20 protein-coding genes and 1 other annotated feature are annotated in these 20,337 nt (G+C 43.4%); all 20 genes read left to right on the plus strand.

Annotation, left to right across the window (positions count from 1 at the left end; all coding sequences use genetic code 11):
• Positions 1–249 precede the first annotated feature (249 nt).
• On the plus strand, positions 250–1,209 hold the full coding sequence (locus ACTNBF_RS08140; protein WP_427820630.1) for a calcium/sodium antiporter: 960 nt from the start codon (positions 250–252) through the stop codon (positions 1,207–1,209).
• A gap of 81 nt (positions 1,210–1,290) precedes the next feature.
• Positions 1,291–1,500, plus strand: a binding site (T-box leader).
• Positions 1,501–1,600: 100 nt separating this feature from the next.
• Positions 1,601–3,040, plus strand: coding sequence for a proline--tRNA ligase (gene proS / locus ACTNBF_RS08145; RefSeq protein ID WP_441017429.1), 1,440 nt, complete (start codon positions 1,601–1,603; stop codon positions 3,038–3,040).
• 33 nt (positions 3,041–3,073) lie between these two features.
• Positions 3,074–4,405, plus strand: a complete 1,332-nt coding sequence (locus ACTNBF_RS08150) for a CCA tRNA nucleotidyltransferase (protein WP_441089040.1) — start codon at positions 3,074–3,076, stop codon at positions 4,403–4,405.
• A gap of 34 nt (positions 4,406–4,439) precedes the next feature.
• Complete coding sequence (locus tag ACTNBF_RS08155) at positions 4,440–5,432, plus strand: CotS family spore coat protein (RefSeq protein WP_441089041.1); 993 nt, start codon at positions 4,440–4,442, stop codon at positions 5,430–5,432.
• A gap of 90 nt (positions 5,433–5,522) precedes the next feature.
• Positions 5,523–7,256: a phospho-sugar mutase gene (locus tag ACTNBF_RS08160; RefSeq protein WP_441089042.1), complete on the plus strand. Its 1,734-nt coding sequence runs from the start codon at positions 5,523–5,525 to the stop codon at positions 7,254–7,256.
• A gap of 179 nt (positions 7,257–7,435) precedes the next feature.
• On the plus strand, positions 7,436–7,711 hold the full coding sequence (locus ACTNBF_RS08165) for an HU family DNA-binding protein (RefSeq protein WP_427806170.1): 276 nt from the start codon (positions 7,436–7,438) through the stop codon (positions 7,709–7,711).
• Between the two features lie 70 nt (positions 7,712–7,781).
• Complete coding sequence (locus tag ACTNBF_RS08170; RefSeq protein WP_427806169.1) at positions 7,782–8,021, plus strand: RNA-binding S4 domain-containing protein; 240 nt, start codon at positions 7,782–7,784, stop codon at positions 8,019–8,021.
• A 120-nt stretch (positions 8,022–8,141) separates the two neighbouring features.
• Complete coding sequence (gene yabP, locus ACTNBF_RS08175; protein WP_427806168.1) at positions 8,142–8,453, plus strand: sporulation protein YabP; 312 nt, start codon at positions 8,142–8,144, stop codon at positions 8,451–8,453.
• Between the two features lie 6 nt (positions 8,454–8,459).
• Positions 8,460–8,813 (plus strand): spore cortex biosynthesis protein YabQ, encoded by a 354-nt coding sequence (gene yabQ, locus ACTNBF_RS08180; protein WP_427806167.1) that lies wholly within the window; start codon positions 8,460–8,462, stop codon positions 8,811–8,813.
• Between the two features lie 84 nt (positions 8,814–8,897).
• On the plus strand, positions 8,898–9,233 hold the full coding sequence (locus tag ACTNBF_RS08185; protein ID WP_427806166.1) for an FtsB family cell division protein: 336 nt from the start codon (positions 8,898–8,900) through the stop codon (positions 9,231–9,233).
• A 73-nt stretch (positions 9,234–9,306) separates the two neighbouring features.
• A complete protein-coding gene (locus tag ACTNBF_RS08190; protein ID WP_427806165.1) occupies positions 9,307–10,761 on the plus strand; it encodes a SpoIIE family protein phosphatase in 1,455 nt (484 codons plus the stop codon).
• A 23-nt stretch (positions 10,762–10,784) separates the two neighbouring features.
• Positions 10,785–12,176: a tRNA lysidine(34) synthetase TilS gene (gene tilS / locus ACTNBF_RS08195; RefSeq protein WP_441089043.1), complete on the plus strand. Its 1,392-nt coding sequence runs from the start codon at positions 10,785–10,787 to the stop codon at positions 12,174–12,176.
• A complete protein-coding gene (gene hpt, locus ACTNBF_RS08200) occupies positions 12,177–12,698 on the plus strand; it encodes a hypoxanthine phosphoribosyltransferase (protein ID WP_427806163.1) in 522 nt (173 codons plus the stop codon).
• A gap of 58 nt (positions 12,699–12,756) precedes the next feature.
• Entirely contained in the window at positions 12,757–14,538 is a 1,782-nt protein-coding gene (gene ftsH / locus ACTNBF_RS08205) for an ATP-dependent zinc metalloprotease FtsH (RefSeq protein ID WP_427820643.1), read from the plus strand.
• Between the two features lie 16 nt (positions 14,539–14,554).
• A complete protein-coding gene (locus ACTNBF_RS08210; protein ID WP_441089044.1) occupies positions 14,555–16,597 on the plus strand; it encodes a glycoside hydrolase family 13 protein in 2,043 nt (680 codons plus the stop codon).
• A 41-nt stretch (positions 16,598–16,638) separates the two neighbouring features.
• Positions 16,639–17,706, plus strand: coding sequence for a hypothetical protein (locus ACTNBF_RS08215; protein ID WP_441089045.1), 1,068 nt, complete (start codon positions 16,639–16,641; stop codon positions 17,704–17,706).
• 10 nt (positions 17,707–17,716) lie between these two features.
• Positions 17,717–17,821 carry an AAA family ATPase gene (locus ACTNBF_RS08220; protein WP_441017448.1) on the plus strand — a complete coding sequence of 35 codons (105 nt, stop codon included), beginning with the start codon at positions 17,717–17,719 and terminating at the stop codon, positions 17,819–17,821.
• A gap of 3 nt (positions 17,822–17,824) precedes the next feature.
• The gene (locus tag ACTNBF_RS08225) at positions 17,825–18,541 is read left to right on the plus strand and encodes a hypothetical protein (protein ID WP_441089046.1); all 717 of its coding nucleotides are present in this window, start codon (positions 17,825–17,827) and stop codon (positions 18,539–18,541) included.
• Positions 18,542–18,719: 178 nt separating this feature from the next.
• Entirely contained in the window at positions 18,720–19,364 is a 645-nt protein-coding gene (locus ACTNBF_RS08230; protein ID WP_427820621.1) for a TetR/AcrR family transcriptional regulator, read from the plus strand.
• A 31-nt stretch (positions 19,365–19,395) separates the two neighbouring features.
• Positions 19,396–20,241 (plus strand): cation:proton antiporter, encoded by an 846-nt coding sequence (locus ACTNBF_RS08235; protein ID WP_441089047.1) that lies wholly within the window; start codon positions 19,396–19,398, stop codon positions 20,239–20,241.
• Positions 20,242–20,337 lie beyond the last annotated feature (96 nt).

Consider the following 20,337-nt stretch of genomic DNA (forward strand, 5'->3'; position numbering starts at 1 on the left):
GATTCGTTTTGTCAGATCATCAAATGCCGAAATCAGTGTGATACGAAATCGTCATCACGATTATTTAAACATAATCCGGTTCGTATTGTCAATTAGCGAGACTTTTATTGCAGATTTTATGCCATAGGTGCAGTGTTTTGCAATAAGAAGTCTTTTTTATTTGCCTAAAATGCATTGCGTCACATAGGAAACGACTCAAAACACGAAACTTTGCACCGCCAAAATATAAATAAAATGGGAGGAAAAGATATGGTCTATGTATTGTTGATTCTGGGATTTGTATTATTGATTAAAGGAGCAGACTATTTTGTGGAAGGAAGCTCCAGTGTTGCGAAGCTCCTGAAAGTGCCTGCAATCATCATCGGGCTTACGGTTGTCGCATTCGGTACCAGCATGCCGGAGGCTTCTGTGAGCATAACCGCGGCACTGAAAGGGCAGAATTCACTTGCTGTAAGTAATGTTTTAGGCTCCAATATGTTTAATCTTCTGATCGTACTTGGATGCAGCGCCCTGATGAGGCCCCTTCGTGCCACCGACAGTGTATTGAAGAAAGAATTTCCGTTTTCAATCTTCATTACGGCAGCAATGCTTTTGATGACGACAAAGCTTGCTTTTGGGAAAATCCTTGCAGGAGAGGGGGAATTCGTACTTGGAAGGATCAGCGGTGTGGTTCTTCTTATCATGTTTGTCCTTTTCCTGGTACTTCAGGTTAAGGAGGCACTAAAAGCGCGAAATGCGATGCCTGCTGAAGATTATGCAGTCTTGAGCCCGGCGAAAAGTGCAATTTTTATTATTGGCGGAATTGCAGGAATCGTTCTGGGAGGAGATCTGGTTGTTGATTCTGCTACGGAGATTGCAGTTCGCTTTGGACTGAGCCAGACTTTTATTGGTCTTACGATCGTTGCAATGGGTACTTCCCTGCCGGAACTTGTTACATCGATGGTCGCGGCCAAAAAGGGAGAAAATGATCTCGCGCTGGGAAATGTTGTCGGTTCGAACATTTTCAATATACTTTTGATTCTGGGATCAAGTTCCGCAATCTGTCCGATCACAGTAGATATCGATGCGATATATGATATGATTATACTGATCGTGTTCAGTGTATTTGCGTTGATCTGCGCAAAGAGCCGTAAAGAATTATCCAAGAGAGAGGGTGTGCTCTTTCTGATGCTGTATGCGGTATATTTTGCATATATTTATGTGAGATAACTGCAGTGAAATATCAAAGACGGGTTGACAAATGCAGAAATCTCAATTAAAATCCTTAGTATCTGAAAAGAAATAATAGACACGTGGACCGTGAAGAGGATTAGTATATATTGGAAGTGGCACAGAGAGGTTTCCGTCCGGTGCAAGGAAGCTGCATGGAAGATATAGAACCTGCCTTGGAGTCCCTGTATGAAAATACAGCGCGCCCGGCGTTAACGGGAAATGAAGAGAACTGTTTTACGAAGTAAGACGGTTAATCAGGGTGGTACCGCCGGTTTTCCGGTCCCTTTTATCAGGGGCGGAAGAACCGGCGTTTTTTGTTTTGAAATAATTGTCAGTTATAATGCACCCCTGAGACAGACCAAAATATATGGAAGAGGAGAGGTTTGACATGGCAAAAGAAAAGAAGTTTGTAGAATCGATCACTTCGCGTGACGTTGATTTCGCGCAGTGGTATACGGATGTAGTCCGCGAAGCGAAACTTTGCGATTACTCCAGCGTGAAAGGATGTCTGAATTATTTACCGAACGGATATGCGATCTGGGAAAAGATTCAGGCTGATCTGGATAAGAGATTTAAGGATACAGGTGTGGAGAATGTGTATCTTCCTGTATTGATTCCGGAGAATCTTCTGCAGAAAGAAAGTGATCATATCGAAGGATTTGCTCCGGAAGTGGCATGGGTAACCAAGGGTGGAATGGAACGCCTTCAGGAGAAGATGTGTATTCGTCCTACATCCGAGACGCTGTTCTGCGATCTGTGGTCAAGAACCGTACAGTCCTACCGTGATCTGCCGAAGGTATGGAATCAGTGGTGCTCTGTACTTCGATGGGAGAAGACAACCAGACCGTTCCTTCGCTCCAGAGAGTTTTTATGGCAGGAAGGCCATACGATTCATGCGACTTATGAGGAGGCTGAGGAAAGAACACTTACTATGCTCAGAGTATATCAGGAGTTTATCCGGGATTCTCTGGCGATTCCGTTTGTATCCGGTCCTAAGACAGAGAGCGAGAAATTCGCAGGTGCTCAGGACACCTATACGGTAGAAGCTTTGATGCATGACGGAAAGGCACTTCAGTCTGCAACCAGCCATTTCTTCGGAAGCGGCTTCCCGGATGCATTTGACATCAAGTATCTGGATAAGAATAATGAACTTCACAGTGTATATGAGACTTCATGGGGACTTTCCACACGTATTATCGGTGCGATCATCATGGTACACGGTGATGACAGCGGACTCGTACTGCCTCCAAGAATTGCTCCGGTTCAGACGAGAGTGATTCCGATCGCACAGCATAAGGAAGGTGTACTCGAAAAAGCGAATGAACTGGTTGATACATTAGCGAAAGCCGGCTACAGTGTGAAGATCGATGATTCCGAGAAGAGCCCGGGATGGAAATTCAGTGAGCAGGAAATGCTTGGAATTCCGACCCGTATTGAAATCGGACCGAAAGACATCGATCAGGGACAGGTTGTCGTTGTACGCCGCGATACACGTGAGAAGATTATTGTTCCGATCGATGAAATTGCAACCAGACTCGGAGAAATTCTGGAAACGATCCAGAAAGACATGTATGACCGGGCAAAAGCATTCCTTGACAGCCATATTGATACAGCGGTGACCATGGATGAAATGAAAGAGAAATTCAATGAAAACCGTGGATTCATCAAAGCAATGTGGTGCGGAAGCGAAGAGTGCGAGGGCGAGATCAAATACGAGACCGGCGGCGCATCTTCAAGATGCATCTGCAAAGAAGATCCGATCAGTGATACATGTATTTATTGCGGTAAACCTGCGAAACATATGGTTTATTTCGGCAAGGCATATTAAGATAGTATAAAGAACAGGTGAATGTAAAGAAATATGAAGATTCAATTACCTGACAAGGTGCATCATATTATTACAACTTTACAGGATCACGGGTACGAGGCATATGCCGTAGGAGGCTGTGTCAGGGACAGTATCCTCGGACGGGATCCGCAGGACTGGGATATAACAACATCAGCAACGCCTTTGGAAACAAAGGCGTTGTTTGAACGTACCTTTGATACCGGAATTGAACATGGGACGATCACGGTACTTCTGGAGAAAGAAGGCTTTGAAGTGACGACTTATCGGATAGATGGTAAATATGAAGACAGCAGACATCCCAAAGAAGTTCAGTTTACACGCAGTCTGGAAGAAGATCTGAAACGGCGGGATTTTACGATCAATGCCATGGCATATAATGAGGAGGCCGGGCTGGTAGATATTTTTAACGGTCTGCAGGATCTGGATCAGAAAGTGATCCGATGTGTGGGGAATGCAGGGGAACGTTTCTCGGAAGACGCGCTTCGGATTCTCCGCGCAGTGAGGTTTTCCGCTCAGCTTGGATTTGACATTGAAGAGAAGACCCGGGAGGCAATCAGCGATCTGGCATCGAATTTAAGAAATATCAGTGCCGAGCGCATACAGGTGGAACTCGTCAAATTGCTGGTATCTCCGCACCCGGAGCGCATCCGGCTGGCATATGAACTTGGTATCACATCCGTGATTCTCCCGGAATTCGACGTTATGATGGTAACAGAGCAGGAGAATCTTCATCACTGCTATCATGTCGGCGAGCATACGATCCATACGATGATGAACATTGCGCCTGAGAAGGTACTGCGGCTTACCATGCTTTTTCATGACATGGGAAAACCGGCGACGAAATCGATCGATGAGAAAGGGGTCGCACATTTCAGGGGACATGTATGTGTCAGTGAAGAGATCGCAAGAAGGATTCTGCAGCGCCTCAAGTTTGATAATGATACTATAAGAAAGGTAAGCAAGCTGGTGCGTTTTCATGATTACAGAATGCCGGCTGCTTCGAAATATGTGCGGCGTGCAATGAACAGGATCGGAGAGGACTTATTCCCGTATTATCTGTTGGTGCAGCGTGCCGATATTGCCGGACAAAGTGAGTATCAGAAGACGAAGAAGATAGAAAATCTTGAGCAGATAGAAAAATTATATAAAGAAATTCTGGAATTGAAACAGTGTGTATCGCTGAAGGGCCTTGCCGTGACGGGACGTGATCTGATCGAGGCGGGAATGGAACCGGGGCCCCAGATCGGCGAGATGTTGGAAACGCTTTTAAAAGAAGTGATTGATGATCCTGAAAAGAATGAGAAGAAAGTTCTTCTAAAAATGGTATCTCGGGGCATACACTAGAAAGACATGAAAACGAAACGTGCAGGGGGATGCCATGAAAGATTATGGGATTAGTGTCTTAGAACAATACCAGATGGAAGTAAACAGCACCCACAGAATCAGGGGTGCTGTTTTGTGCGATACGGATCGCGGGCTGTTTCTTTTAAAAGAAGTATATATTGCACCGAAAAGGCTGCCCGTGCTCATCGAACTGTACAAAATGCTGAATGAAAGCGGAATCTGTATGGTGGATATGCCACTGGCAAACAAAGAGGGAGCGTATATTACGACGGCTGATGACGGAACCGGGTATATGGTAAGACGATGGTTCCAGGGGAGAGAATGCGATGTACGCCGGGAAGGGGAGCTGCTGGAGGGAACGAAATACCTGGCAAAGCTGCACAAACTGATGCGGATACCCGGTGAGGACACAACGGGAGCCGAAATCAGTTTTCCGCTGGAAGAGGAATTCAGGCGGCATAACCGGGAACTGCGGAAGGTGCGTACGTTCATTTGCCGGAGAAGTGTCAAAGGGGCATTTGAGACGGAATTCCTGAAAGGCTGTGACCGGATGTACGAATGGGCAGAAGGGGCGAACGAGCATCTGAAAGAGACCGGATACCGACGGTTATGGCAGGAGGCACAGGAGAAAGGGACCTGGGTTCACGGAGACTACAATTATCATAATCTGCTATTTTGCAAAGAGGGATTGGCAGTTACCGGATTTGACCGTGCGCACAGAGAACTCCAGTTGGATGATTTTTATTATTTCCTGAGAAAAACAATGGAGAAATACAGGTATGATGAGCGTCTCGGTTATAAAATGCTGCGAATGTACGATGCGGAAATAACACTCGGGAAAAAAGAAAGGGATTATCTTGCAGTGAGGCTCGCTTACCCGGAGAAGTTCTGGAAAATTGTGAATTTGTATTACCACTCGAATAAAGCATGGATTCCGGAGAAAAATGTTGAAAAACTGAGGACGGCAATTCGCCAGAATGAGGAAAAGAAGCGCTTTTTATCGAATATATTTGCTTTTCATTTATAGCCAAGTAGTGTATAATAGGGATAAAGCGAGTACCAGAATGTGCCCTTGAGGGAGAAATGTACTCAGAACAAATGGAGGTACAAAAAAGAGATGGAAGAATATGTAAAGAGATACGAAGAATGGTGTTCTAACCCGTATTTTGATGCGGACACACAGGCAGAATTGAAAGCAATTGCTGATAATGATGGGGAAATCAAGGAGCGCTTTTACAAAGATCTGGAGTTTGGTACAGCAGGACTTCGTGGTGTGATCGGAGCCGGAACGAACCGCATGAATATTTACACTGTTAGAAAGGCAACACAGGGACTTGCGAACTATATCATCAAAGCAGGTGCGAAGGAACGCGGAGTGGCGATCGCTTACGACTCACGCCGTATGTCCCCGGAATTCGCAGATGAAGCAGCACTTTGTCTGGCAGCGAACGGAATCAAAGCATATGTATTCGAATCACTTCGCCCGACACCGGAACTGTCCTTTGCAGTGCGTGAACTGAAGTGTATTGCCGGTATCAATATTACGGCCAGCCACAATCCACCGGAATACAACGGATATAAAGTATATTGGGAAGATGGAGCACAGATTACTCCTCCGCATGACAAAGGTATCATGGATGAGGTTCTTGCTGTTACCGATTATACAACAATGAAGACGATGGGACTGGAAGAAGCGAAAGCAGCCGGTCTCTACGAAGTGATCGGACAGGCTATTGATGACGCATATATTGCCAGATTAAAAGAGCAGGTACAGCATCAGGATGCAATTGATGCAGTGGGTAAGGATCTGAAGATCGTATACAGCCCTCTTCACGGAACCGGAAATATACCTGCCAGACGTGTACTTAAGGAACTTGGCTTTGAAAATGTATATGTTGTGAAAGAACAGGAACTCCCGGATGGAGAATTCCCGACCGTTTCTTATCCGAATCCGGAAGCAGAAGAAGCATTTGAACTTGGACTTAAGCTTGCAAAAGAGGTAGATGCCGATCTGGTACTTGCAACAGATCCGGATGCAGACCGACTTGGAGTGCGTGTAAAAGATAAAGACGGCGTATACCATACATTAACAGGAAATATGTCAGGATGTCTGCTCGCTGATTACGAGATTGGACAGAAGAAAGCCTTGAAAGGCCTTCCGGAAGACGGATACCTGATCAAGACGATCGTTACTTCCAATCTGGCGGATGCCATTGCAAAAGGATATAATGTAGGACTGATCGAAGTCCTGACAGGTTTCAAATATATCGGACAGCAGATTCTTGGATTTGAAACAAGTGGAAAGGGTGAATATCTTTTTGGATTTGAGGAAAGCTATGGATGTCTGATCGGAACACATGCAAGAGATAAAGATGCAATCGTAGCAACAATGGCTCTTTGCGAAGCAGCAGCTTACTATAAGACAAAAGATATGACATTATGGGATGCAATGGTTGCAATGTACGAGAAATATGGTTATTACAAGGATGATATCAAGTCAATCACCATGAAGGGAATTGAAGGACTTGAAAAGATCCAGAACATCCTGCAGACACTGCGCAATAATCCGCCGGCTGAGATCGGTGCTTACAAGGTGCAGAAGGCAAGAGATTATCAGGCAGATACAATCAAAGATCTGGCAACCGGCGAAGTAACACCGACAGGCCTTCCGAAGTCCAACGTTCTTTATTATGAACTGAATGATGATGCATGGGTATGTGTTCGCCCGTCAGGAACGGAACCGAAAGTAAAATTCTATTACGGAATTAAGGGAACTTCTCTTGAGGATGCAGATTCCAAATCAGAAGAACTTGGAAAAGCAGTGCTTGCTATGGTGGATCAAATGTTGTAGAAAACAGTTTGTCCGGAAAGAATGGTATTTCGGTGTTCCTAAGAAGGATTTAGGCTTGACAAAGGCTTTAAAACCCGATATAACTTTACATAGGGCATTCTGCAAGGACGCAGTCAGCCTTTAGTACGAGGTAGAATACAGTTGGTATTCGAGTGATTATGATACAGGAGGAAATATTCATGAACAAAACAGAATTAGTGGCAGCAGTGGCAGAGCAGGGAGAGGTTTCTAAAAAAGATGCAGAAAAAGTGTTAAAAGCTTTTGTTGATGTAGTTACAGAAGAACTGAAAAAAGGGGAAAAAGTTCAGTTGGTAGGTTTTGGAACGTTTGAGGTAAGTGAAAGAGCTGCAAGAGAAGGAAGAAATCCTCAGACCGGTATGACCATGAAGATTGATGCCTGCAAAGCGCCGAAGTTTAAAGCAGGAAAAGCTTTGAAAGATGCTGTAAACGCATAATTGGTTTTGGATTGATGAATGTAAATAGAGAGCGCTGGCCGCTCTCTATTTTTGTAGGAGAAATAATGATATGAGATTAGATAAGTTTTTGAAGGTATCGCGCCTGATCAAGCGCAGGACTGTGGCAAATGAGGCATGTGATGCCGGAAGAGTTATGGTGAACGGTACGGTAGCAAAGGCATCCGTTAAAGTGAAAAAAGGGGACATTATTGAGATTCAGTTCGGAACAAAGACTGTAAAAGTGGAAGTGCTTGAGCTAAAGGAAACTACAAAGAAGGACGAAGCTGCCGAGTTGTTCCGATACCTGTAATTCTATAAAGTTTTTAACATATATTATCCCATGCATTCATAAAATGATATCAAGGCACTGAATGACCGGAACATATCCGGATCATGGGTGAATGCGCGGAGGGATCCGCATGTATCATAGATGGAAAGGTTGGGGGTAGTGGTGGAAGAAAGTAAGATGCCGAAAACGCACAATCATAAGCTTGTAATCAACAACAGAAAAACCAGTATGGTGACGGGAGTTCTGGATGTATTGTCGTTTGACCTAAATGAAATCCTGCTGGAAACGGATCAGGGAATGCTTATGGTGAAAGGAACGGACATGCATGTGAACCGTTTAAGCCTGGAAAAGGGCGAGGTGGATTTGTCGGGGAATATTGACAGTGTGGCATATTCCAATATTAATTCGGCAGGAAAACAAGGTGAAAATTTTTTGACAAAACTTTTCCGGTAACCGAATATGTTGGGAATTGAAAAAGAGTTTCTGGTGTTCCTTCACGCAATCATAACCGGAGTTTTTGTGACTGCTGTATATTTAAGTCTTAGGGTGCTGAGAAGGATTTTCCGCCATGCATTATGGGTGATCAACATAGAAGATTTCATATATTGGATTTTTGTATCACAGTACTTTTTTGTGCAAATTTACCACACAAGTAATGGTGAGATAAGGTGGTATTTTGTACTAGGTGTTGTGATTGGGGCGATTTTGATGCACTTTTTCGTTGCTTTTACAAAAAAAATCGATCAAAAATTATCTGATTTGATGGAGAAAAAAAACGGAAAAACTATTGATAAATCTGGGGAAAAAAGATAATATTATTTTACAATTGTGGATTTTATATAAGTAATAATAGGGAATATACCGGTTGGAAACAACAGTAAAGGGTGAGTATATATAATGGGAAGCTTAAAGCAGAAGAATCGGAAGATCCGGAAAGGACGTTCGAAGAGCAGGCTTCAGAATCATAAGAGAAGTGTGTTGGCAATCAGCAGTATTATTGTGATGCTCAGCGCAGTAATTGTTATTCATGGAATGGCGTTACAGGCGAGAAACAAAGAATACATGGCTCAGGAAGCAGAACTTATGGCACAGCTGGATGATGAGAAGGATCGCTCGGAAGAGATTGATAAACTGAAAGAATATGTGGGAACAGATGAATATATTGAAGATGTTGCGAAAGAGAAGCTGGGATTGATTAAGCAGAATGAGATCCTGTTTAAGGCGGCTAATTGATGACATATTCACGAATGATGAGCTTTGGAAGAGATTCCAGAGCTCTTTGTATTATAGTAAGGGAGGCAGGCAGATGGGAGAAAACAGAAACGAAGTGACGGTGATGCAAAGTCCGTATGTAACGCAGGCGGACAAGTTTGCCAAGTCCCTTAGACATCTGGCGGATACATTTCTGAAAATGGAAGGAACCAGGGAAGGTTTCAGTGCTGAGGAAGTTCAGGAAATGATCAGACAGATAGAGGATCGGGTGTGCGGTTCCTGTGAGCGGAGGGAGCATTGTACCGGACAGAACAGGGAACAGATCGATCTGCTCATTTATGAATTGCTTTGTGCGGTGGAAAAATACGGTACTGAACTGAATGTAGAGATGAAACGAAAACTTCAGAAAAGCTGTATTCAGGCGCCTCGTTTTCTCAGGACTATTCTGGATGTGTTTCAGGAAGCAAAGAAAACACTGATTTGGAACAATAAAATGATCTTAAACCGGGAAGGATGCGCAGTCCAACTGGATACGTTCGCCCAGATGATACAGCATGCGACCAGGGAACTGGATGCAAGTATTTTTCAGGATCCGCCATTGGAAAAAAAGCTGAAGATGCACCTGAAAAGATCAGGAGTCAGGATGCTGAGCTCTGTATTTTTTGTGAATCCGCAGGGACGATATGAGATTCATATTACGGGGAAAACAGAAAAAGGGGTATGTATGACGACGAAAAAACTGTCAGAGATACTTTCGGACTGTGTCGGACGGAAAATGTGTCCTGCCAGCGAGGAAAGGCCGGTGATGAGTCAGGAATACTGTACGGTAGTTTGTGTAGAAGGACCGGGATATTATACGATGCAAGGCATCGCAAAAATCGGAAAAGGATGTCAGAAGATTTCGGGAGACAGTTACCTGATGACGAGATTGCCCGGTGGTCAGGAGGCGGCAATCCTTTCTGATGGGATGGGATCCGGAGAACGTGCTTCCAGAGAAAGTGCGATGATCGTAGATATGTTGGAAGAATTGCTGAAGGCGGGATTTCCCAGACAGACGGCACTGTCTATGATGAATACAGCACTGGTCATGGGAAGAGAAGAAGTATGTTTTTCTACTGTGGATATGAGTATTTTTGATCTGTACAGTGGGGAATGTGAATTTATAAAAGCTGGCGCTGCACCTACGTTTATACGGAAAAGGGAAGGGATGGAGCATATCTATTCTGAAAATCTTCCGCTCGGCGTAGTGCCGAATCAGCAAAGCGGAGAATTCAGAAGAAATCTGGAATCGGGTGATGTTGTTGTGATGGTCACGGATGGAATCCTGGATGCACTGCCTTCGGGAGAGCAGGAGCAATTGCTGGATCTGATCATCGGAGGAACATCGCTTGAAAATCCGAAAGAATTGGCCCATTATATCCTGCAAAGTGTCCTGGAACTGACAAACGGTGAACCGAAAGATGACATGACAGTTTTGGTGGCAGGAATCTGGGAGATGTGTTACTCTAATGATACGAAGAAAGAAAATCGTACAAAAGGAAAATCATGATGCTGAATAGAATAAAAAAGTTTATGGAAAAGTGGCATATGCTGACAGCGGGGGATACCGTGATAGCAGGTGTTTCGGGAGGTGCAGACTCAATGTGCCTTCTTTTTGTGCTGGAAGAATTGAGAAAGAGTATGGAATTTGATCTTGTTATCGTTCATGTGAATCATGGGATCCGCGGTGAAGCAGCAGATGCGGATGAGGAGTACGTGCGAGACATCTGCAGGAAGCTGGGGCTTACTTGCGAAGTATTTCATGTGAACGTCCCGGAATATGCAAGAAAGGAAAAACTTTCCGAAGAAGAAGCCGGAAGAGAGCTACGAAGAAAAGCGTTTCGTGAAACAGCAATCAAATATGGTGGTACCAGAATTGCACTGGCACACCACCAGGATGACAATGCAGAGACATTTTTTCTACATCTCGCCAGAGGAAGCAAGATGAAAGGACTTGGAGGGATCTGCCCTGTAAAGGGAGATTACATTCGTCCGCTTCTTTGTGTGAACCGGATGGAGATAGAAGAATTTTTGGAGAAAAAAGGAATCCTTTATTGTATGGATGCAACAAATCTGGAAGATACTTATACAAGAAACAAGATAAGAAACCATGTCATCCCATATTTTACAGAGAACATTAATTCAAAAACGGTAGAACATATTAATGGGGCTATGGAGCAGCTTCGAGAGGTACAGGAATATCTGGAACGCCGGATGAGGGAAGCGTATCGGAAGTGCGTGAAAGAGGAGCGGGGGAAAATCCATATTTCTGAGCAGGAGTTCCGTAAACAGGATGAGCTGATCGGCAGAATGGTATTAAGACAGGCAATGGTTTGTCTTAGTAAAAAAGAAAAGGATCTGGATGAGGTTCATGTAGTTCAAATCAGAGAGTTGCTGGATAAGCAGACGGGCAGAAAAATTGATCTTCCTTATAAAATGCGTGCGGTACGGACATATGAGGGAATTGATTTGACTCTTGGAAATGAGACGAAGACCAATGGTACAGAAATGGGAAACGAAGGCAAAATTGTATGTATCCCGAATGTAAATGAAACAGAGGAATGGAGAGTTGAGTATGGAGATTGGAAGGTTTCTTGCAGAAAATTTCCGTTCACCCAGGGACTTGAGGGGATTCCGAAAAAAACATACACGAAATGGTTCGATTATGATATAATAAAAGAGAACGTCTTTGTACGCAACAGACGGGCAGGAGACAGGATTGCGATTGATAAAGAAGGAAATACGCAGAAACTGAAATCCTATTTTGTGAATGAGAAAATTCCGTCGGACAAAAGAGATAAAATTCCGCTGATCGCGGAAAAGGAGAGAATTCTCTGGATTGTGGGATATCGTCAAAGTAAGGCATATCAAGTGACGGAACAGACAAAGACCGTTTTGGAGATTACGATAAATGGAGGTACCTAAATGGCAGAGAAAATTAAGGTTTTAATACCGGAAAAAGAAGTGAATGCAAGAATTGAAGAATTAGGAAAAAAGATCAGTGAGGATTATGCGGGAAAACAGGTACATTTGATCTGTGTACTTAAGGGAGGAGTTTTCTTCATGTGTGAACTGGCAAAGAGGATTACTGTGCCGGTTTCCATGGACTTCATGAGTGTCAGCAGCTATGGTGACGGAACTTCATCCAGCGGAGTTGTGAAGATTGCGAAGGATCTTGATGAATCGCTGGAAGGAAAGGATGTACTTGTAGTTGAGGATATTGTGGACTCAGGACGTACGCTTTCTTATCTGCTGGAAATTCTTCAGAAGAGGGGACCTAAGAGTATGCGTCTTTGTACATTACTCGACAAACCGGAACGGCGTGTTAAAGACGTGCATGTTGATTATGTAGGATTTAATATTCCGGATGAATTTGTGGTAGGGTTCGGATTAGATTATGCACAGAAATATAGAAATTTACCATACATCGGATGCGTAGAGATGTAATTGGTGGAAGGAGCAATAATTGAATAATAATAATAAGACAAGAGGAATCAGCGGGCTGATGCTTCTTCTTTGTGCTGTTTTTATGATAGGAGCATACTGGTTTATGAATCAGGCCGAGAAACAGGAGAAGGCATATACTTACCGGGAGTTCCAGGAAGATCTGCAAGATAATAATATTAAGAAAGTTGAAGTAAAGCCGGACAAGGTAGCACCAAATGGCACGCTAAGGATTGAGAAAAATAATGGTGTGCTGGAAGAACTGTATGTCACAGACGTTAATGAAGCACAGGAGCTTCTGAGCTCTTATGATGAAGTAATCTGTTATGTGGATTCTGTACCACAGGAAAGCTGGTTTGCGACAACGATGTTACCAACGCTTTTGATGATAGGTGCACTTGTTCTTCTGGTTATGATGATGAATCGCCAGGGTGGTGCAAATGCAAAGGCGATGAATTTTGGGAAAAGCCGTGCGAAGATGAGCACAGAAGCGGAAAATAAAGTCAAGTTCAACCAGGTTGCCGGCCTGAAAGAAGAAAAGGAAGAACTGGAAGAGATCGTGGATTTTTTGAAAGCTCCGGGGAAATATATTCAGGTTGGAGCAAGAATCCCGAAGGGGGTGCTGCTTGAGGGACCTCCGGGAACCGGTAAGACTTTACTTGCAAGAGCGGTGGCTGGTGAAGCCGGGGTCCCGTTTTTCACGATTTCCGGTTCCGATTTTGTGGAGATGTTTGTCGGAGTTGGAGCATCCCGTGTGAGAGATCTCTTTGAGGATGCGAAACACAATTCGCCCTGTATTGTATTTATTGATGAGATTGATGCGGTGGCAAGACGTCGCGGAACAGGTATGGGCGGAGGCCATGATGAGAGAGAGCAGACATTGAACCAGCTTCTGGTAGAGATGGATGGCTTTGGACCAAATGAGGGAATTATTGTTATGGCTGCGACGAACCGTGTGGATATTCTGGATCCTGCCATTCTTCGCCCGGGGCGGTTTGACAGAAAAGTGGTCGTTGGAAGACCGGATGTGCAGGGAAGACTTGAGATCCTTCAGGTCCATGCGAAAGGAAAACCACTTGCGGAGGATGTGGATCTGCAGCAGATTGCCCAGACAACGGCTGGATTTACCGGCGCGGATCTGGAAAATCTGTTGAATGAAGCAGCGATCACGGCTGCTAAAGAAGGGCGTGTGTATCTGCAGCAGGCAGACATCCGGCATGCATTTGTGAAAGTAGGTATCGGTGCGGAGAAAAAGAGCCGTATTATTTCGGATAAAGAGAAACGGATCACAGCATTTCATGAATCAGGGCATGCGATCTTGTTCCATGTACTTCCTGATGTGGGACCTGTGTACAGTGTATCCATTATTCCTACTGGATCGGGAGCGGCGGGGTATACGATGCCATTGCCGGAAAAGGATGAGATGTTCAATACCAGAGGCCAGATGCTTCAGGATATCACAGTTTCGCTCGGTGGAAGAGCTGCTGAGGAGATGGTTTTTGATGACATCACAACCGGAGCATCTCAGGATATCAAGCAGGCAACTGCCTATGCGAGATCTATGGTGACGAAATTTGGTATGTCGGAAGCTCTTGGGCTGGTAAATTACGATAATGACAGTGATGAAGTCTTTCTGGGAAGAGATCTTGCACATTCATCACGTGCGTATGGTGAGCAGATTGCGTCTACGATCGATTCAGAAGTTAAGAGAATTATAGATGAATGTTATGCCCGGGCGAAACAGATCATTAAAGAACATGAAGATGTATTGAATGCCTGCGCGGAACTTCTGCTTCAGAAAGAAAAGATTACAAGAGAAGAATTTGAAGCATTATTTGATTAGGAATTGAGGAAACATTATGAATAAAGAAGCATTGTTTTGCGATGGCACTGAGGCATATGTTAGCCAGCCGGAGCCGGAAGTAGACGAATGGATACAATTGTGGTTCCGGACGGCAAAGGACGATGTGGATGAAGTACTGATGTGCATCAAGGATGAGAGCTTTCCGATGAAGAAAATGATCTCAAAAGGCGCGTTTGATTATTATTGCATTGACTGGCAGCTTGACAATGAGGAATTCAGATATTATTTTAAAATTTTGAAAGGCGAAGAAGTCTGCTATTATAACCAGTGGGGAGCGAGAGACGATTACGCAGAATACTATGATTTCAGGATTGTTCCCGGATTTGCCACACCAGAGTGGGCAAAGGGGGCGGTGATGTATCAGATTTATACGGATCGTTTCTGCAACGGAGATCCAACCAATGATGTTCAGACAGGGGAGTACTTCTATATAGGCGATCAAGTACAAAAGGTGGAAGACTGGTACCGCTATCCGCAGCCGATGGATGTGCGTGAATTCTATGGAGGAGATCTACAGGGCGTGATAAATAAGCTGGATTATCTGCAGAGTCTTGGAGTAGAAGTGATTTACTGTAATCCATTATTCGTTTCTCCGTCCAATCATAAATATGACACGCAGGATTATGATTATATTGATCCACATGTTGGAAAGATAGTGACAGATGGCGGTAGACTTTTGGAACCCGGGGAAAAGAGTAATTATCACGCTGATAAATACCGGATTCGTACAACGGACAAAGAAAATCTGGAAGCCAGCAATCAGCTGTTTATCCGGCTGGTTGAAGAGATCCACCGTCGCGGAATGAGAATAATTATTGACGGAGTATTCAATCATTGTGGTTCGTTTAACAAATGGATGGATCGGGAAATGATTTATGATCAGGTGGAAGGATATCAGCCTGGGGCATATATGAGCGCACAGAGCCCATACCGGAACTATTTCCTGTTCCACAATAATAATGACAGTGAGTGGCCGCAAAATGCCAGTTATGATGGATGGTGGGGACATGACACGCTTCCGAAGCTGAATTATGAAGATTCGAAAGAATTAGAAGAATATGTACTTGGCGTGGCAAAAAAATGGGTCTCACCGCCTTATAATGTGGATGGATGGCGTCTGGATGTCGCGGCTGATCTGGGGAGAAGTAACGAATACAATCATGAATTCTGGAAAAAATTCCGCAAGGTTGTGAAAGATGCGAATCCCAATGCATTAATTCTGGCAGAGCATTATGGAGATCCGAGAGAATGGCTGGAAGGCGACGAATGGGATACGGTCATGAACTATGACGCGTTTATGGAACCTCTGACCTGGTTCCTCACCGGGATGGAAAAGCATAGTGACGAATACCGTGAGGATCTTCTGGGGAATGCAGATAATTTTGTGAATGCGATGAAGCATCATATGGCAAGTATGATGACCCCATCCCTGCAGACGGCGATGAACCAGCTTTCTAACCATGATCATTCACGTTTCCTTACAAGAACGAACCATAAGGTCGGAAGAGTCGCAGAACTGGGACCGGAAGCTGCGAATCAGGGAGTGGATCTTGCAATTATGCGTGCTGCCATTGTGATGCAGATGACATGGATCGGTGCGCCAACACTCTATTATGGAGATGAAGCCGGAGTCTGTGGGTTCACGGATCCGGATAACCGCAGAACCTATCCATGGGGACGCGAAAACAAAGAGATGATCAGTTTTTACCGGGAAATGATCCGTATTCACAGAGAAAATCTTGCATTGAAGAAAGGTTCTCTTAAAATGTTAAAATGGGGACCGGGACTTCTTGCGTACGGAAGATTCTGGGGAGATGAACAGATTATCGTAATCATCAACAGCGCAGACGAACTTCGGGAGATTCATGTCAATGTCATGCCTGCGGAAGTGAAAGAAGGTTCCAATATGGCACGAATCATGTATTCTTATATAGAAGGCTATATCGGTGCGTTTGATGAGTATGTGGTGAAGGAGGGAATTCTGTCACTGATGATGGGACCGAAATCGGCGATTGTATTGAAGAATAAGAAATGGTAGGGAAAACCTTGAAAAAAGTAACTGTTTATGAAATTATGCATATGGAGAAAATAGTGGCAAAGATTTCATCTTCCGGAAAGGCAGAGATCTTTGAAGAATCGTTTATGCCGTATGATTTATATTTGGATGTGGAAGATGATAATGACATTGATGTGCTTGTAAATAATGTAAATAATTTTAATCATTGGTGCGCATCAAGAGTATTGTCTCTGGATCGAAAATACGCAAAAGATATTCTGAACAGTATCGGAGTCATGCAGGCAGTTACGGATAAAGACAGGGCGAATATATCACTGTCGTACCGATGTGTTTCTTTGACGGATGTATACTGGGTGAGAAACGAAGGGGACAGAACAACATTTGATGAAATAAATTTATATGATAATCCTTTGAATGAAGCGATTGTCGAACTCACTCTTAAGGGGCGCCAGATGACGGTTACGAATCAGGAACTGGCACCGGATTTATCTACAAGAGGATGCTTTCCCAAGGCCTGGATCCGATGCGATTCGGGATTTAAGTTATTAAAAGACGGAGAAGCAGAAGCGGTGAAAAGAGAAGTACTGGCAAGTGAAATCTGCCAGTGCTTTGACATTCCGCAGGTCATTTATCGCGAACATGAATATGACGGAGAAATCGTATCGGAAAGTGATATCATTACTTCGAAAGAATATTCCATGGTTTCTAAAATGGCATTCGATATTTATGCGTGTAATCATAATCTGGATACACTGGAAGTCTGCAAAGAAATGGATCCTGTTACATATTATGGGATGAACATACTGGACTATCTGACCGGAAATACGGACCGGCATCCGGAGAACTGGGGATTTCTGGTGGACAACCGTACGAATAAGTATGTGTCTTTGTATCCGCTCATGGATTTTAATCAGTGCTTTTTGTCATATGATAATCTGGAAGGCGCAAAGTGCCAGACCGTTTTCCCGGAGCAGATGTCGCAGAAAGAAGCGGCACAAGAAGCGGTAAAACATATCGGACTTCGGATGGTTCGTGAAATGGATATGAAGAAGTTTGGGGATATGGAAAAAGAAGCTGAGATGTTTCAAATGAGATTGGCGGAATTGAAGAAAATGGTGGGAGAGCGGTGACAGTGTCACATTGATTAATCGTCCGCGACGTTTTGGTAAGACGCTTAATTTGAGTATGTTAGAACGCTTTTTCTCTATAGATTATGCAGATCAGAGAGAGATACAGATGCGTTAACAGATGCAGACCGAAGTTTTTATGATCGAATTTTGGCAGAAGATATCAGGAATCCTGATGCGACATCGGCACTTTACCAATTATCGAGCTATCTGTATCGATACTATGGGAAAGAAGTCATTATTCTTTTTGATGAGTATGATACGCCCATGCAGGAAGCTTATCTTGGACGAATGTGGACTGTCAGAAAAGAAAGAACAGGTAAAATACTGGTACGACGGATTTATCTTTGGTGAATGTAAAGATATTTACAATCCATGGTCGATTTTGAATTATCTTGATAAAAAGGATTTTAGGACATACTGGGCTAACACCAGCTCTAATAGTCTCGTTGGGAAACTGCTTCGGGAAGGAAACCGCACAATTAAAGAAAAATTTGAAAATCTTCTCTGCGGTGAAACAATTCGTACGCCAATTGACGAACAGATTGTATATAATCAACTAGATAATAATGAATCTGCAATCTGGAGTTTGCTTCTTGCAAGTGGTTATCTGAAAGTACTGAGCTTTGAACGGGAGGAGTCGTTGGAATACGGGGAAGAGGCGAAGTATGAACTGGTGCTTACCAATTATGAAGTTGAGCGAATGTTCAACACCATGGTACGGGGATGGCTCAAATGCGTGGAGCCGGATTACAACGATTTTATCAAAGCTCTGCTGCTTGGAGATAAGAAAGCAATGAACGCATATATGAATCGCGTCGCTCTAAGTACATTCTAAATTAAAATGAAATTTGCAAGTATATTGTGGCTAGCTAAAATCTGAAAAATAGTTCAGCCGGAATATACTTGCTTTTTTTGTTATTAAAGAATTTGGAGAATAAAAATGATGAGATATTATTGACCACATGGTTTGCTTGTAGTATTATTGACCATGCAGTCAAGAAAAGGAGGGCTTTATGAAGAAGGAAGAAAAAACCAGACTCACTTGCGAGAAAATCATTCAGGCGGCAATTGCAGAATTTGGTACGAAGAGTTACGAAGCGGCCTCACTGAATACAATTTGCAGCGATAATCATATATCAAAAGGATTGATCTATCACAATTTCAAAAATAAAGATGAATTGTATTTAATCTGTGTGAAACAATGTTATGAAGAAATGACGAGACATATTAAGAATACAGTTTGTCATTCGGAGAGTGTGGAGGAAAAACTGAAAGAACTCTTAAATGCCCGACAGGTTTTCTTTGAAAAAAACCCGTATTATGCGCAGATTTTCTTTAATAGTGTTTTGATGCCTCCAAGGCATCTGATAAAAGAGTTGAAAGAATTGAGAGTTGGTTATGATGAGTGTTTAAAAGAACGCTATGCAGAATTACTGTTTCAGATGGAATTAAGAAAAGGGGTAAGTGTTGAGAAAGCGATTCAGTATCTGATGACAATGCAGGAAATGTATAATGGCTATTTCCGGGAGATGTATTATGAGAATGAAGATATACAAAAAGTGATCGAGACACATGAGAGCAGATTATCGGAATTATTGGATATGATCATGTACGGTATTGCAAAGAAAACGGAGGATTTCTCAGAAAATCTAAGGTGAAGATAAATATGAAGTAAGGAAGTGTAACAAAATGATTTTGATGTTTGTGAAATTGATTTTAGTTGTTATATTGGCATTTTTGGCAGGAAAGCTGATATCGAAATTGAAACTGCCCGCTATTTTAGGCTGGCTGATTGCCGGGATGCTGTTAGGACCGCATGCGTTTTCACTGATGAATCAGGAGATATTGGATGCAGGGTGGTATCAGGTTATGATTCATGTGCTGGAATGTGGTGTTGGACTTATGATCGGTACGGAATTGGTCTGGAATAAGATTAAGAAATCCGGAAAGGCGATCGTGATTACAACGCTGACACAGTCTTTGGGGACTTTTCTGGTTGTTTCATTGGTATTTGGAGTCGTATTCTATATAACAGATGTTCCATTGTATCTGTGTTTTGTTTTTGGAGGAATTGCGCTTGCAACGGCTCCCGCACCGGCACTTTCAATTGTGCGTGAGTTTAAGACGGATGGACCTGTTACGAAAACGTTGATTCCGATGGCGGCTCTGGATGATATCGTAGGCTGTGTTGTATTTTTTACAACCATCGCTGTGATCGCCGGGAAACTTTCGGCGGGAAGTATGCCGGCTTATATGATTGCTCTGGTGGTTATATTACCGCTGGTTATTGGGATTGTGTGTGGATTCCTGTCAGGATTTATCTTGAGGAGAGACAATGGTGATGGGATAAAGCTGGCATTGCTGATTGTCACCATTTTATTTACTTCTGTTGCAGGATTCTTTTTTAATAACCGTGTGATGCCGACTCCGATTTTGAATTTTATGTTGATGGGAATGGCTTTTTCGGCCACCTTTTCAAATATGATGAGTGAAAATCGGCTGGAACAGATTATGCGCGTTTTTAACAAGATATAGCAAGAATTCTCCCACCTCTTTAGGTGGCGAGATGAATTGCAAAAAAATACGAGAGAACACTTGTTCTAATGTGCCGGATGTGGTACAATATAATCA

Source organism: Bariatricus sp. HCP28S3_A4 (assembly GCF_052066395.1).
In the GTDB taxonomy this organism is placed as follows: Bacteria; Bacillota; Clostridia; order Lachnospirales; family Lachnospiraceae; genus Allocoprococcus.

Coding starts and splice junctions, on each gene's coding strand:
- yabP (WP_427806168.1), top strand. CDS start 8,142: ATGGAAAGGTTGGGGGTAGTGGTGGAAGAAAGTAAGATGCCGAAAACG.
- proS (WP_441017429.1), top strand. CDS start 1,601: ATGGCAAAAGAAAAGAAGTTTGTAGAATCGATCACTTCGCGTGACGTT.
- ACTNBF_RS08150 (WP_441089040.1), top strand. CDS start 3,074: ATGAAGATTCAATTACCTGACAAGGTGCATCATATTATTACAACTTTA.
- ACTNBF_RS08170 (WP_427806169.1), top strand. CDS start 7,782: ATGAGATTAGATAAGTTTTTGAAGGTATCGCGCCTGATCAAGCGCAGG.
- ACTNBF_RS08190 (WP_427806165.1), top strand. CDS start 9,307: ATGGGAGAAAACAGAAACGAAGTGACGGTGATGCAAAGTCCGTATGTA.
- ACTNBF_RS08160 (WP_441089042.1), top strand. CDS start 5,523: ATGGAAGAATATGTAAAGAGATACGAAGAATGGTGTTCTAACCCGTAT.
- ACTNBF_RS08165 (WP_427806170.1), top strand. CDS start 7,436: ATGAACAAAACAGAATTAGTGGCAGCAGTGGCAGAGCAGGGAGAGGTT.
- ACTNBF_RS08185 (WP_427806166.1), top strand. CDS start 8,898: ATGGGAAGCTTAAAGCAGAAGAATCGGAAGATCCGGAAAGGACGTTCG.
- ACTNBF_RS08225 (WP_441089046.1), top strand. CDS start 17,825: ATGCAGACCGAAGTTTTTATGATCGAATTTTGGCAGAAGATATCAGGA.
- ACTNBF_RS08230 (WP_427820621.1), top strand. CDS start 18,720: ATGAAGAAGGAAGAAAAAACCAGACTCACTTGCGAGAAAATCATTCAG.
- ACTNBF_RS08235 (WP_441089047.1), top strand. CDS start 19,396: ATGATTTTGATGTTTGTGAAATTGATTTTAGTTGTTATATTGGCATTT.
- ACTNBF_RS08140 (WP_427820630.1), top strand. CDS start 250: ATGGTCTATGTATTGTTGATTCTGGGATTTGTATTATTGATTAAAGGA.
- tilS (WP_441089043.1), top strand. CDS start 10,785: ATGGAAAAGTGGCATATGCTGACAGCGGGGGATACCGTGATAGCAGGT.
- ACTNBF_RS08210 (WP_441089044.1), top strand. CDS start 14,555: ATGAATAAAGAAGCATTGTTTTGCGATGGCACTGAGGCATATGTTAGC.
- ftsH (WP_427820643.1), top strand. CDS start 12,757: ATGCTTCTTCTTTGTGCTGTTTTTATGATAGGAGCATACTGGTTTATG.
- ACTNBF_RS08215 (WP_441089045.1), top strand. CDS start 16,639: ATGGAGAAAATAGTGGCAAAGATTTCATCTTCCGGAAAGGCAGAGATC.
- hpt (WP_427806163.1), top strand. CDS start 12,177: ATGGCAGAGAAAATTAAGGTTTTAATACCGGAAAAAGAAGTGAATGCA.
- ACTNBF_RS08155 (WP_441089041.1), top strand. CDS start 4,440: ATGAAAGATTATGGGATTAGTGTCTTAGAACAATACCAGATGGAAGTA.
- yabQ (WP_427806167.1), top strand. CDS start 8,460: ATGTTGGGAATTGAAAAAGAGTTTCTGGTGTTCCTTCACGCAATCATA.